Here is a 13,084-nt window from a genome sequence, read left to right on the forward strand (position 1 = left end):
GTGCCGAGACAGAATCGGAAGCTACATTATGAGTTCGAGAACGAACGCTGGCTTAGTTGACGCCCCCGCCGGAGTTGGGGCGAGTGTGCCACAGCCACGATTCGCGATCGTCGTCTTTTTGATATTGGGCGTCATCGCTCTCGCACTCTCCGCAGGAATCAACCCTGGGTTCGTACGCGTCCTGCCGGCCGCACTCGGTGCGTTGCTTGCTTTTGCGGTCACGGCCAGAAGGCTCGCTCCCCTCGCCGTTTCCCCTGGGTTCTATTTCGCAGCATATCTTGCGGGTCTGGGCTTCCTTGGATTCCATCTCACGAACGTGTTCGCAGGTTCCGGAGGTACGGGCGGAGTTGACGTTGTTCTCGATCTCGGAACTCTTCAAATGACCGCTAGCAGCTTTCTTTTCGCGGCCATCATCGTGCTGATCGCGGCGTCGTTCGCTCGCGGGGGGCGAGCAGCTCCCGTTGGGCCGGGTCCGGCTCGACCGCTTGATCTCGGAGATCTCGGCCGATACTCCTCGATGCTGCTCGTATTCAGCCTCGCAACGCTGATGCTCTTAATCTACTTTCTAGGTATCGGGTCGTTGCTGGAGCGTTCAGGACGCTTGGTTGGCTCCGAATCGAGCATCCAGACGGCGGTTGGCATGTCCGCAATTGCAGCCGTCGTCGCCTCGGGGATCGTGGTTTTTTCTCGCAGGGGAATTCTCAGGATCGTGGCGATTCTCTCGGTCCTAGGGTTCACCGCCTACTTTGTTTCCTTAGGTACGAGACGTCTCGCTCTTATGCCGATTCTCTTGCTGCTCTCCTATGCGCTGGCGCGAAGAGGCGCCGTGCGTCCCCTCGCCGTGATGATCGCGACAATTGCGGCTCTAGTTCTCCTGACCTTGCCCCTCTACTTCAGGTCGCTTCCGAGTCACGGACTGATTCCGCATCTCAACGCATTGGGAAGCTTTTCGATTGGCGCAGACAACCTCTCAGCAAGTTTCAACAACATCCTTGCGGGCTTCAAGATCACGGCAATGACGGGTTTTGGGCGGCCGCACATAGGTATTGATGCGTTCTGGGTCTCAATCAACCCCATAACTGGAGACTCCGTTGGTTGGAGTCAGATCGCACCTTCACTTCGACTCAACCGCTTTACGCCCTACTCGGGACTAGGAGAGTTGATTAACCTCGGGTCGACTGTATTTGTCGTTTCGCTCGGTCTCATAGGTCTGGCTCTTGGCAACATCCAGCGGATTAACGACAAGCTCTTCACAACTTTGATCGGGAGGCTCTTCGCGATCGGCACGCTCGGGTTGACCTTCATATTCGTTATTCAGTCAACCCAGTACAACCTGCGTTCTAACCTCCGTTACCTTTATTTCGCGATCGGACTTCAGCTCGCAGCTTTGCTGATTCTTCGGTTGCGCGAGGCGATCGCCCAGAAACGGCGGGTGCCCGGACACTATTAGTGCGATACGAAAACGGCCGTGGTCGGTCGGATAGGCGATCTCGCTACTCGAGCTTCGGGGTTTGCGAATCCGAACGCGAGCAGAGTTATTACGTCCTCTGACTCTGGAATCCCAGCCGTCACTCTGAGTCGATCTGAATCGTCGTTGCTGCGGGACCAGTTCAACATGCACGTGGAAATACCCAAACCATGGAGCGCCCACACGAATGACATAGCGAAGAGTCCACCGTCGATCCATCGCTGGTTGCGCTCGCCCGAACCTCCGAACAGCGGAGCGTCCACCGTTATTACCGCCACCGACGGCACGTTCTTGGCGAAAGCGGCGCTGCCGTTATGAAGCCCCAGTACTTTCTGTGCGTACTCCCCGTGATACACGTGAACTCGCCAAGGTTGGCGGTTGCATACTGAGGGTGTGTGTTGGGCCAGCTCAACCGCCTGACGGACTTGGTCCTCAGGGACCGGCGTGCTGATGTAGGTTCGGATACTCTTGCGGGACTTGAAGAAGCGTGTCAACTCGTCCTGCGAAATGCTGGAGGCAGGTAAAGTCACGTACTTCGGGCTAACCGATGCGTCGATCTGGCCCCTTTCATTCCACTCTTCAAGGGCTTGCAGGGCCGACTCGGCATTTTTGCCGTACTCTGATTCGCTTCCTTCGTTTTGGAGAAGCAACTCGAGTCGGTTGCGCACTGCTACACCAAAGGGTCGTCGCGGATCGCGGAGGGCCAGCCCTTTCTCGATGCGATGGTAGTCACGGGTTACTTGGGACTCGAGGTTTCGTCCGCGAAGTGCCCCGAGGGCGTCGCTACCAGTTGGCGCACTGAGTTGCTGGTATCTACGCATGTCGCGCCAAAACTCACGCGCACCTCGAAGGCGGCTCGCAAGCCGCCATGCCCTTGCTTTGAGTGGTTTTGCAACTCTTTCGAGAGGTTTCATTTCTTCCTTGCCCCCTGGTGGTTATTGACTTCGGAAATGTTCTTGCGCGCGATCAACCCGTGAATCTCGGATTCAACAGCATCGAGCTGGGCCTGGGCGGCGAGCATCAGCGATGTCAAAGAGGCTCTTCGGCTCGCTGCTTCGATTGCGAACTTTGCAACAGCGTCTCCCGTGGCTTGCGATAGGTTCAGCGAGACGCCCGTGTAACCAATCGCCGCGAAATGCTCTTCGGCTTTACTCGGGGCGTGTTCCGTAATTTCGAGAGGGACCGACCCAGCGCAGGACGCGAGAATTAGGACGTGCAGGCGATCGCTGATCACCAGCGAACTCTGACCGTACAAAGCGCGTACGTACCTTTCCTGTTCGAGATCTGAGCGAGATCCCCAGGGGTCCAACCGCGCGTCCGCGCCAAGATCCGACAGCCGAGTCGCAATTTCGCGCGACCGGTCCTCATCTTCGCGGACCTGACTGAGGGTGATGACTTTTCGGTCTCCGACGACTTGAGCGATCGCGGCGAACCACGCGTCGCTGGGAAAGTCGCGTTTTGCCCGCATGCTGATGATCACCCCCGACCGCCGATCGAGGTCGTTATCTATCTGGAGCGCCTCTTGGAATGCCGTGTCAGGAGTCGAGCGCCCCACGCCCATGGCGTCAGTGCATCGTGGAACTCTCCACAGGGTCAAATCCGACAGTTTGCATCCCGTTCGGTGGATCGCGATTGTCAGTCGGTCGGAATTTCTTGCAAAGGCGCGAGGCGGGCGGATCACAATGCCACCACGTGCCTTAGCGACGAGAGTGAGGACGAGGAACGCAAGCTCGTGCTTCCTCGCACGTTGACTTAAAGGAACCTGACCCGGGTCTAGGACCAGAATGGGCCGTCGGCTCAGCGCCAAGAGACGGACCCATCTCCTAAACTGATTGGCTTTATAAGCGATCTCGCTCTGCCGGAGCTGGAGTTCTTCAATCCAACCAGCCGGAGCATTCCCCACGTAGGCGTGGACCTCGCCTGATTCGCGAACCCAGCCGAGAACTCTCCGCCTGATTACTGCATCCCCAGTGTTGCCGTATGCGCCTGTAAGTATGACAAATACCTTGTTCATTCAGTCCTAATTCGTATCTGTGGGTGTCGAGGTTGCGGAGCCGTTTGGCCGGCGGCGCAAAGTCGCAGTTAAGCGAACCGCGAGTGTGGCCGCTTGCACGACGAGGCTTGCCGTCACTGCGAATGCCGCCCCGGTCGCCCCCCATTGGTTTGCGCCAATGGCCACTCCGGCGAGCGCAATTACGGCGAACGTGGTCGAGGTTACCGCCACTGCGCGCTTATTCCCCGTGCTCTGCAAGATGGCTTGCAGCAAGGAGATGGCCGACCAAAGCGGCAGAGCTGCGACCGTTACCTGTACTGCCGGAATAGCTGGTACGTATTCCTTCCCTAGCCCGAACTGCACCGCCCACGGCGTCAGGACCACCAGTGCAACAGCTAGTACGAGGGTGGCAAGCACCATAATTCCCGACAGCTTGAGGAACGGCTTCATCGACCGAGAGTTGGCGTGAGCGCGAGTCGCTTCCGGCATGAGAACAACGGATAAAGAATTGGGCAGAATTCGAAGCGGGTTAGTGAGCCGACTCCCCGAAGAGTAGAACCCTGCTTGCGTCGGTCCCGCTGCCAAGCCCACTAAGAGCGAGTCCAGGTTTCGCGCCTGTGTCGCCATCGAATGGACCCAATATGGCGAACTGGACCGAAGGAGCTTTGCGAAGGATAGCGAGGATCTGGGTGCAACGCGGCGCCTGATGAACACATTGGCAAATATTGCGGATGCAGCGCACGAGGTCGCCTCCGCTAGTGCAAACGCGAGAATCGGATTCAGGCCGATCCCGATTCCGGTCGCGATTATCCCCACCGAAAGTGCGCGTCGCGCCAGAAGATTACTGACATTGATCCATGCGTCGCCGTCCGCGATAAGTATCGACAATCGATTGTCCGCGTTTCGCTGAGCACCGATCCAGACGGCGAGCGGGAGCAGGAGCAAGTAGGTCGGCGTGGCGAGCCAGCCTAGGAGGAGAACGGTGGCCCCTGTCACAGCCCCCAAGATCGTGGAGGTCACATTGTTGAACCGCAGGCCGACTGCGATGTCTCCACTACCCGGGCGGGCGGCTCGTTCGCGAATGACGAACGTAGAGACGCCCCCATCAATGACCGTTTGAGCAACTGCTGCGACTCCGAGAAACGCTGCAAGAACTCCGAAATCCCCAGGGCTAACCGACCGAGCTACTAGTACGAGCCCGAACGCTTGGAGCACCGCGGCCAGGATGCGACCGCTCGAAACCCAAGCGAACTGGTGGGCCACCCCTTTGCGAGGCTTCTTGGCTTCACCTGCACTCATTAGCATCCTGATCCAGGGGTTTTCCAGTCACTCGATGGGACGGGACGTGTCGTCTCATTGGGTTAGACCCGACAGCACGCCGTTCACGAAACGCCCAGCACTCGCTTCCGCCGAAAATTCTCGACCTCGATCTAGTGCGCCAGCCGCTAGCGCTGCCAGTCTGGCTCGGTCCTTGACGAGCGAGTCGATCCCCGCGGCATAAGAATCAACCGAGAATGAGGTCCACAGCGAATCCTCTCCGGCGGATAAGTAATCCGCCTCCGGAGCGTGGTAAGGGTAATTAGTGGTGATGACGGGGATGCCTAAAGCGAGAGCATCGACCGCGACAAGGCCTATTCGTCCAGGCATGAGTACCGCATCTACAACTGTTGAAATGCGCGCGAGGTCCTCCGTATCCAGTCTGCCGACCAACCTGACATATGGGCGTGCTGAAGCCATTTTTTCGACTAAATCACTGTCGGGGCCTGCTCCAGCTAGCAAGAGCACGAAGTCTCGATTTTCCGAGAACACCTTGTCGGCGGCTTCAAACAGGAAGGGGAGTTCTTTCGGGCCATCAAACGCCCCAACGAACAAACCGACGAAGCGCCCTCCGAGCCCAAAACGCTCGCGAATCGACTTGGACTCTGTGGTAGAAACGAGCGCCTTGGCAGCGACAAGTCTCGTCGTGTCTGTAGTGTTCACGACAACTGTGACTTTTTCGGGATCGTTGCCGCGGAGAACCAGATGTTCTTTCCCACTCTCGGTGTACGAAAAAAGATGGTGGGAACGCTTGCACAACCACGCTTCGATCGAGCCGTCAATCGCATTGTTTCCCGCCGTGTAGTTCTTTCCATGCCCCCACAACATGAGACGAACTTGCGGATCGAGCGCCAGCAGATAAGTTTCGAGATTAGTGCTCGCCAGACCGGCGACGACCGCAGCTGAACGCCGCGCCCGCCCCATGATGTTTCGGAATGTCACGTTTCGTCGTCCGAAACTCGCCCGGTGTTGCGCGACCGGCACGGACCAGCGACCCTCAGCAGAGTTTCCTCGAGCGGCGACGCGACCCCGTGGAGACGCATGCCAGACCTCGAGTTTGTAACCGTGTTCGGCAAGTTGCTCGTCGATTGCGTCGAAGAGTCCTACGCGGTAGTTGGGCACAAAGGGCTGGACGATGCCGATAACGTTAGAACCCATTCGGTTGCGCTCAGCCATTGCTTTGCCTTGCATCTTGATAAAGCCTTTCGAGTCCAAGCGCGACATCCTTGATGTCCAGTTCGCTTAGTAGGTAGTCGTGAGCCCCCTGACGAAGCTGTTCCGCCACCTGATCGCTATCGAGCACAGATCGAACTGCCTCCGCCAACTGCTCGGGGCTGCCGTCCGTAACTAGCGCCGCACCGTAGTTTCGGGCGGCTTCCGCGATCCCCAACGAGTCAGTGCACACCGTCGGAGTGCCTGCGGCGAAGGCCTCCAACATCGTCATGGGAAATATCTCGCCCACCGAGGGCAAGACGTAGACGCGAGCGGCGTGGAGTCGAGACCTCGCATCTTCTGGCCGCAAGCCGTCCTCGATTTGAATCGCTGGACTTCCGATGCGGTCAATGAGCATTCGAACAGCTGAGCCATCGCCCTCGTCCGGTCCAACGACCGAGAACTGAAGGCTCGGGTAATCGGGAGCGAGAAGCTCGGCCATGTGGACGAACGCCTGCGCGCGCTTTCTCGGATGTAACCGGGCGAGGAACAAAACCTCCTGCTCGCGATCACCGTAACTTGGAAGAGGTGCGATCTGGACTCCATTGGCGATTCTTGCTATCGAAGCGGACTCGCAAAGTGCCCTGATCTCAGCCTCTTCGTTGCGAGTCAGGCAGAACACATTTTGAGCCCCCTCCAGTAGGCGCTTTGTCATCAACGAGTCGACTATGGGGGCGAGCGGGTGTTTCGAACCATCGATCATGCCGTGTGGTTGCGCAAAGTACGGAACACGGTCCCGTTGGAACTGATGCGCGGCTGGCAGCGTCACCATATCGCGAGCGAGGTGGATATGAGCAACGTCAAAGTGCCGGGCGCGATCCTTCAGGTGGCTGCGAAGTTCAGGCGAGTGCATTCCGGCAAAACCTAGCTTTGACGAGAATCTTCTGGCTGGAAAAAGCACTTCCTCGTAGCCGTCGACGACAAGGCGTTTCGGGCGGTCAATGTCGGAGGCAGCTAGCAGCGAGACTTCATGACCTAACTCGGCGAGTGCGGCACAATGTGCTCGCGCCACCGTGACGGGCCCTCCGAATGCTCCGTCGCTGGAAATGTAAGTCACGACGTGCGCAATCTTCATCGTCTTGCCCTCACGATTCACGTCTCTCGCGCGGGACAACGGTCGAACTCGGGGCGAGGACGATCGAATTCGGCGCGACATCCTTGCGAACGACAGCTGTCGCTCCGATGATTGAGTCCGCGCCGATTTTGACTCCACGTAGCACGGTGGCCCGTGTAGCAATCCAAACGCCATCCTCAACGCTGATTGGTTGGTTGTCGAATTCGAAAGTCGGCGACCGGTAGTCATGACTGCCAGTGCACAGGAAGGCGCTTTGCGAAATGCAAACGTTCGATCCGATCGAAATTGGCTCGAGGTTCAACAGCCACGCATCCACACCAATCCAGACATCGTCGCCGATCCGCAGCTTCCAAGGCCAGTGGATTCGCACGTGTTCACGGATTAGAACGCCCCTCCCAATCCGCGCGCCGAAGAGGCGGAGTAGCGAGACGCGCAGCACGGAAGGGCACCATGTTCGGCGCACGATCAGGGAGGAAGTCACTACCCACGCGGCCTGCCACAGGACCCCACGCCCCTTGTCGTATCCGGAACCCGAAAAGCCAGCGAGTCTGAAACTCACGTCATGTCCCCTAGGCGTTGTGCGAATGAGACGTAGCGCGACCTAGCCCCGGCCGCGGAGTAGCGAGTCTTGTGCATAGCTACAGATCTCTTGCCCAGTTCGACTGCGAAATCGATATCGTCGGCCAACAATGTGGCGGCGTTCAACAACTCCACCGCTGAACCCGGGCGGGTCATCAACGCCGCGGAGTCCGCGCTGAGCACTGCGTGAGTGATCCCGCTCGGCTCAACTGCTGCAATGATCGCTCGATTTGCGCTGGAGTAAGAGGTGAGCTTGCTTGGCAAGGACATTTCGAGAACACCAGGTCGTTCATTCAACAACAGAGCATCGGCCGCAGCGAGCGCAAACGGATAATCCTCGGCGTTCAAAGGGTCGACAAATCGGAGCGTTGGGAGGTCTCCAGCCAGCTCCTTGAGCGCGGAACGTTGATTTCCATCTCCGACGAGGACGAAAGTTACTGGTGAACCCTGCGCGAATGAGAGGCGAGCCGCATCCACGACTGTCTCAAGGCCCTGTTTCATCCCCATGTTGCCGGTGTGCACCACTAAATAGTCTTCGGAGGGCCATCCGAGCCTTCGCCGCGCGGTGTCTTTCGTTGCATCTGTGGGGGTGATGTGCGTGAAGTTGGGAACATCTGCGATTCGGTGAGCGGCCACGCCGCGGGCTGTCAGAACCCGTCCGAATTGGGGAGTAATAACTCCGACCGTGTCAGCTTTGCGCAGCAGCGAGTACTCGTAGTTAGCGATAGCTCTGGAAGCCGAGCCTCCAGTGGTTCCCGATTCCACGGCAGCATTGCCTGTGAGATCTTGCACGACGACGCCTAGTGGTCGCCTCTTTTTCCCATATACGCCCGCCGCGAGCCCGGATAGCGACGGTGTAACGGCAATTATCACGTCGGAATTGTCGCCTCTGACGGTCGAAGCGGCACGCGCAAGAAAACTCGCTTCCATGCGACCGCGCTCGATCAGATTCGTGCGCGAAGGTATGTGATGCCTTAGGCGCGTGACCTTGACGCCTGAGTTCACCTCGGCCCACCGCGAACCCTTCCGGTACTGAGGATCTTTTAGTTTCCACTCCGGATAATGCGGAAGTCCCGTGATGACGTGCACTTCAGCTCCAGCGTCGCGAATTGATTCCGCCAAAGCGGTGTTGTAAGGCGCGATTCCCGTCGAGTCCGGCGCGTAATTAATGCCCACCAAACAAACTCTCAGCCCAGAAAGCAGAGAGGTCCCCCCATGAGTCCCCATGCGATTCATTCTGGCGCAAAAAAGTTTCCGGCTCGTGAACGGTGATTCAAGCCGTGGCTTGCTAGCAATCAGGATGAAGCCAGGCTTTGAAGAAGGCTCCTGTTTGATAGAGGTACTGATGGATCCACTCACTGATGTCATATTGCGACCAATAGGAGACCATCAGGAGCTCCCCGCTAAAGCAGCGAGACATGAGCATGCGAGCGCGAGTTATGTGTGCAGTAGTGGTGACAACGAGTGCACTGTCCCAGCTATGGATCTCGGCTAATCGAGCGAATTCTTGCGCTTCGCCTTGCGTGGTCGAGGGGTCTGGACGAAAACAGATCACATATGTCCGGGTGCAGGCGCCGCGACCGGTTTCTGTCGGCGTCGAAAGAACGAGAGTGCTTGCAAGGCCGGCTTCGACGTATCGTTCCCCCAGGCGGAGGTTCCAGGTATTAATCGGCCCGAGCAGGAACACCGCATCGACAGTTCGCGGTTTATCGGTTTTGGGGAAGACGTAGACAGGAAGTCCGGCAAATACAACGACGGCAAACGAAGCGCCGACCCAGGCGAGCGCTATCCCCACGCGTCCTACAAGCCTCATTGACCATCCCCGATACATCAAAGCCGCCCTGCGAGTCAGCGGCGGTCCGCGTCAGCGAGTAGTAGTCCGCGTTCTGGGCGCGCCTCGCTGGCTTCGTTCCGCATATCTTCATCAGCAGCCTATTGTTGTGAGCATTGGGGCGCTTCGGATTATGAAATCCGAGTCGGACGGAACCGGAAGGTGAGTCGTTGGAACTTCGGGATTACATCCGGATAATTCGCAAGGGGTGGGTGCTCATTGTGCTCTTGACCCTCCTGGGTGCATCGGGGGGGGCTGTCTACTCAATCCTTACAACTCCTAAGTACCAGGCGACCACCGCCTTGTTTATCTCGGTCCGCACTTCGGGCGACTCGACCACGGGAGAGCTGGTCCAGGGAAATACGTTCGCTCAGGGAAAGGTCAAGTCCTACGCCGTCGTAGCCCAGAGCCCGAGAGTCCTTGAGCCCGTAATTGAAGATCTGAACTTGGACGTATCCGCCAAGGCGCTTGCGGCGCAAGTGTCGACGTCTTCTCCGCTTGACACCACCGTTCTGGAAATCACAGTTAGTGACGGCGATCCAGTTATGGCAGCGAATATCTCCAACGCCGTCGCTGCAAGCTTCTCGAACGTCGTGGTCAACCAGCTGGAAGCTCCCACCGGGGGCCAGCCGAGCCTCGTGACAATCGAGCCGATCGAGCCGGCAATGGTGCCTGAGGTTCCCTATCTGCCCAATACCCGCGTCAACCTCGTGCTCGGTTTCCTCGTAGGTCTCGCGCTGGGCTTGGGTGCCGCAATTCTCCGTCACGTCCTCGACACCCGAATTCATGGGCCACAAGAGGTGCAAGTCGTGACCGAGGCACCGGTTCTCGGCGGTATCGGGTTTGATCCTGAGGCGAAGAAGCGACCTCTCATTGTGCACGCGGATCCGCGTAGTTCTCGAGCGGAGTCTTTCCGTGCGCTGCGCACCAACCTCCAGTTCGTGCAGCTCGACTCGGGTCCGCGAGTGTTCGTCGTGACATCGTCCGTTCCTGGTGAAGGCAAGACCACGACCACAGCCAACCTCGCTATCGCGCTCGCCGAGACCGGCGCGCGTGTGGCGGTCGTCGACGGTGATCTTCGTCGTCCTGCGCTTGCCGACTACATGGGGCTCGAAGGTGCGGTCGGACTCACGGACGTGCTCATTGGGCGCGCCGACCTCAAGGACGTTCTACAGAAGTGGGGCCGCAACGACCTGTTCGTGTTGCCAGCGGGGCGCATTCCTCCGAACCCGAGTGAGTTGCTCGGGTCGGCGGGAATGGCCAAGGTGATTGCAGAGCTCGGCAAGACGTTCAACTTCGTACTGATTGACGCGCCGCCACTGCTGCCCGTCACGGATGCCGCGGTGCTCTCCAAGTTCACGACCGGCGCCATCGTCATTGTTGCGGCTGGCCGCACCAAGCGCACCGAGCTTGCCGCCGCGCTTCGCTCCTTCGAGCACATCGAGAGCAAGGTGCTTGGCGTTGTGCTCACGATGCTGCCGACCAAGGGGCCGGACTCGTACGGCTACGGAAACTACTACGGTGGCTACTCGGACGTCGACACGTCCAAGCCTCAGCTGAAGGCCTGACGCTGCCCGACACCCAAGGAGAGACCCGACTCCCATGGCCCCGTTCCGCATCCTCACCGTCTGTACCGGCAACGTCTGCCGTTCACCCATCGCAGAAAACGTGCTGCGCGAGCGACTGAGCGACGTGAAACCGATCGACGTGAGCAGCGCCGGCTTCATGGCGCTGGTCGGCGACGACATGCCCGAGCAAGCCAAGCGGCTCGCCGAAACTCTCGGCGTCACGCCCCAGAAGCACACGTCGCGGCAGCTGACCGAGGAGCAGATCCTCGAAGCAGACCTCGTGCTCGCCATGTCGCGCGAACACCGCCGCGAAGTCGTCACCCGTGTACCCCGCGCCAGTCGCTACACGGTAACCGTGCGCGAGTTCGCGCGGCTCTCCGCCGACCTGGGGGAGTGGGACTTCGTGGACATCACGGCGTTGCCAGATGATGCCGCATCCGAACGTCTCACGGCGCTTGTCGAACTCATCGCCTCCCGCCGTGGGCAAGTAGAACCCGCAGCCGCGCCGGACGACGACGACGTAGCCGACCCGTTCCAGCAAGACGACGAGCGGTACGCCCTGACCGGAAGCCAGCTAGGACCGGCGCTCGAGGAGGTCGAGCGGGTCATCCGGCTTGCGCTCCAGAAACGAGCAATCATCTAACCCCCCAAACGGGTGCCGCGCGGCGGCACTATGCTGAGTGAAAGTCCAACGGTGCGCAGCCGTTGCGACTGCGCACACAAAGCATTTGGGGAGCTTGTGGCTACGGCAAATCTGGGAACTGCCGCGGGGGAAAGCACGGATTTCGTGCCGGGACCGCTTGATCGTGATGCCACGGTGTACATCGCCGGGCATCGAGGGCTCGTCGGGGGCGCCATTTGGCGCAAGTTCGAAGAAGAAGGGTTCACCGACCTCGTCGGCAAAACCCACTCCGAGCTCGACCTCACCGACCGGCCCGCCGTGTTCGACTACGTGAACGAGGTAAAGCCGAAATATCTCGTGCTCGCCGCGGCGAAGGTCGGCGGCATCATGGCCAACAACACCTACCCGGTCGACTTCATCTCCGAAAACCTGCAAGTGCAGGTGAACGTGCTGGATGCCGCGCTCGAAGCCGGTGTGGAGCGTGTGCTGTTCCTCGGCTCCTCCTGCATCTACCCGGGTAAGGCCGAGCAGCCGATCAAAGAGGAATACCTCCTGACCGGGTACCTCGAGCCCACCAACGATGCCTACGCGATCGCCAAGATTGCGGGCATCCTGCAGATCCAGGCGGTGCGCCGCCAGTACGGTCTTCCATGGATCTCGGCCATGCCCACCAACCTCTACGGGCCGGGCGACAACTTCTCGCCCCAAGGCTCCCACGTGTTGCCGGCGCTCATCCGCCGCTACGACGAAGCCGCCCGCTCCGGTGCCGATAGCGTGACCAACTGGGGCACCGGCTCGCCGCGCCGCGAGTTTCTGCACGTCGACGACATGGCGGCCGCGTGCCTGCACCTGCTCGAGAACTACGACGGGCCGGCACAGGTCAACGTGGGCACCGGCAGCGACGTCACCATTAAAGAGGTAGCCGACGTGATCGCCGACGTGGTCGGCTTCGAAGGCGAAACGCAGTGGGACACGTCCAAACCGGATGGCACGCACCAGAAGCGACTCGACGTGACCAAGCTCGCTGACGCCGGGTGGACCGCATCCATCGGGCTCGAAGAAGGAATCAGGTCCACCGTTCAGTGGTACCGCGAACACAGTGGGGAACTTCGCGAATAATGGCCAAACTGCGGCACATAGTGCTCTTCCAGTTCATCACCGTGCTCGACGACGAGTCACGGCGGCTCACCCTTGAGGCTCTGCGGGCTCTGCGTGACATTCCGGGCATCCTCGAATGGCGTCTCGAAGCGTCCATGGACGAGCGCAAGGGCCAGGTGATCGTGCAGAACGTGCTCTTCGAAAGCGAAGAAGCCTTCGAGGCGTACCGAGCCGACCCGCGTCACGCCGAAGCAGGCAAGGCGCTCTCCGCGGTGTCCAACTGGCTGGTCGCCGACTACCTCGAGTAGACGCACCCGCTCG

13 protein-coding genes and 1 pseudogene are annotated in these 13,084 nt (G+C 59.4%); 6 read left to right on the forward strand and 8 right to left on the reverse strand.

What is annotated here, in order from left to right; translation table 11 throughout:
- The first annotated feature begins 28 nt into the window (after positions 1 to 28).
- Complete coding sequence (locus tag LH407_RS09810) at positions 29 to 1,450, forward strand: hypothetical protein (RefSeq protein WP_322134173.1); 1,422 nt, start codon at positions 29 to 31, stop codon at positions 1,448 to 1,450.
- Here LH407_RS09810 and LH407_RS14205 read toward each other — a convergent pair.
- The 8 genes from LH407_RS14205 to LH407_RS09845 all read right to left on the reverse strand — a co-directional run bounded on the left by LH407_RS14205 (position 1,447) and on the right by LH407_RS09845 (position 9,439).
- A complete protein-coding gene (locus LH407_RS14205) occupies positions 1,447 to 2,382 on the reverse strand; it encodes a nitroreductase family protein (protein WP_407650557.1) in 936 nt (311 codons plus the stop codon). The genes LH407_RS09810 and LH407_RS14205 overlap by 4 nt on opposite strands.
- Positions 2,379 to 3,029 (reverse strand): hypothetical protein, encoded by a 651-nt coding sequence (locus LH407_RS09815; RefSeq protein WP_322134172.1) that lies wholly within the window; start codon positions 3,027 to 3,029, stop codon positions 2,379 to 2,381. Before LH407_RS09815 ends, LH407_RS14205 begins: the two co-directional genes overlap by 4 nt.
- Positions 3,030 to 3,488: 459 nt before the next feature.
- Positions 3,489 to 4,766 (reverse strand): lipopolysaccharide biosynthesis protein, encoded by a 1,278-nt coding sequence (locus LH407_RS09820; RefSeq protein WP_322135014.1) that lies wholly within the window; start codon positions 4,764 to 4,766, stop codon positions 3,489 to 3,491.
- Positions 4,767 to 4,814: 48 nt separating this feature from the next.
- Entirely contained in the window at positions 4,815 to 5,954 is a 1,140-nt protein-coding gene (locus LH407_RS09825; RefSeq protein WP_322135015.1) for a glycosyltransferase, read from the reverse strand.
- Positions 5,947 to 7,065 carry a glycosyltransferase gene (locus LH407_RS09830; protein ID WP_322134169.1) on the reverse strand — a complete coding sequence of 373 codons (1,119 nt, stop codon included), beginning with the start codon at positions 7,063 to 7,065 and terminating at the stop codon, positions 5,947 to 5,949. Before LH407_RS09830 ends, LH407_RS09825 begins: the two co-directional genes overlap by 8 nt.
- Before the next feature lie 10 nt (positions 7,066 to 7,075).
- A complete protein-coding gene (locus LH407_RS09835; protein ID WP_322134168.1) occupies positions 7,076 to 7,624 on the reverse strand; it encodes a WcaF family extracellular polysaccharide biosynthesis acetyltransferase in 549 nt (182 codons plus the stop codon).
- Positions 7,621 to 8,820: a glycosyltransferase family 4 protein gene (locus tag LH407_RS09840; protein WP_322134167.1), complete on the reverse strand. Its 1,200-nt coding sequence runs from the start codon at positions 8,818 to 8,820 to the stop codon at positions 7,621 to 7,623. The genes LH407_RS09835 and LH407_RS09840 overlap by 4 nt, the downstream gene beginning before the upstream one ends.
- A gap of 112 nt (positions 8,821 to 8,932) precedes the next feature.
- Positions 8,933 to 9,439, reverse strand: a complete 507-nt coding sequence (locus LH407_RS09845) for a YdcF family protein (protein ID WP_322134166.1) — start codon at positions 9,437 to 9,439, stop codon at positions 8,933 to 8,935.
- 206 nt (positions 9,440 to 9,645) lie between these two features.
- Between LH407_RS09845 and LH407_RS09850 the strand changes: the two are divergent.
- The 5 genes and pseudogenes from LH407_RS09850 to LH407_RS09870 form a co-directional block, all read left to right on the forward strand.
- Positions 9,646 to 9,906, forward strand: a pseudogene (locus tag LH407_RS09850) (YveK family protein); the annotation flags it as partial.
- A 114-nt stretch (positions 9,907 to 10,020) separates the two neighbouring features.
- Positions 10,021 to 11,043, forward strand: a complete 1,023-nt coding sequence (locus LH407_RS09855; RefSeq protein WP_322134944.1) for a polysaccharide biosynthesis tyrosine autokinase — start codon at positions 10,021 to 10,023, stop codon at positions 11,041 to 11,043.
- Positions 11,044 to 11,077: 34 nt separating this feature from the next.
- Positions 11,078 to 11,686, forward strand: coding sequence for an arsenate reductase/protein-tyrosine-phosphatase family protein (locus tag LH407_RS09860; protein ID WP_322134165.1), 609 nt, complete (start codon positions 11,078 to 11,080; stop codon positions 11,684 to 11,686).
- 144 nt (positions 11,687 to 11,830) lie between these two features.
- The gene (locus LH407_RS09865; RefSeq protein WP_322134164.1) at positions 11,831 to 12,784 is read left to right on the forward strand and encodes a GDP-L-fucose synthase family protein; all 954 of its coding nucleotides are present in this window, start codon (positions 11,831 to 11,833) and stop codon (positions 12,782 to 12,784) included.
- Positions 12,784 to 13,071 carry a Dabb family protein gene (locus LH407_RS09870; protein WP_322134163.1) on the forward strand — a complete coding sequence of 96 codons (288 nt, stop codon included), beginning with the start codon at positions 12,784 to 12,786 and terminating at the stop codon, positions 13,069 to 13,071. The genes LH407_RS09865 and LH407_RS09870 overlap by 1 nt, the downstream gene beginning before the upstream one ends.
- Positions 13,072 to 13,084: the final 13 nt, after the last annotated feature.

Source organism: Antiquaquibacter oligotrophicus (assembly GCF_020535405.1).
GTDB lineage: Bacteria > Actinomycetota > Actinomycetes > Actinomycetales > Microbacteriaceae > Rhodoglobus > Rhodoglobus oligotrophicus.

Coding starts and splice junctions, on each gene's coding strand:
- LH407_RS09820 (WP_322135014.1), bottom strand. CDS start 4,766: ATGCTAATGAGTGCAGGTGAAGCCAAGAAGCCTCGCAAAGGGGTGGCC.
- LH407_RS09870 (WP_322134163.1), top strand. CDS start 12,784: ATGGCCAAACTGCGGCACATAGTGCTCTTCCAGTTCATCACCGTGCTC.
- LH407_RS09855 (WP_322134944.1), top strand. CDS start 10,021: ATGGCAGCGAATATCTCCAACGCCGTCGCTGCAAGCTTCTCGAACGTC.
- LH407_RS14205 (WP_407650557.1), bottom strand. CDS start 2,382: ATGAAACCTCTCGAAAGAGTTGCAAAACCACTCAAAGCAAGGGCATGG.
- LH407_RS09860 (WP_322134165.1), top strand. CDS start 11,078: ATGGCCCCGTTCCGCATCCTCACCGTCTGTACCGGCAACGTCTGCCGT.
- LH407_RS09815 (WP_322134172.1), bottom strand. CDS start 3,029: ATGGGCGTGGGGCGCTCGACTCCTGACACGGCATTCCAAGAGGCGCTC.
- LH407_RS09810 (WP_322134173.1), top strand. CDS start 29: ATGAGTTCGAGAACGAACGCTGGCTTAGTTGACGCCCCCGCCGGAGTT.
- LH407_RS09825 (WP_322135015.1), bottom strand. CDS start 5,954: ATGGCTGAGCGCAACCGAATGGGTTCTAACGTTATCGGCATCGTCCAG.
- LH407_RS09830 (WP_322134169.1), bottom strand. CDS start 7,065: ATGAAGATTGCGCACGTCGTGACTTACATTTCCAGCGACGGAGCATTC.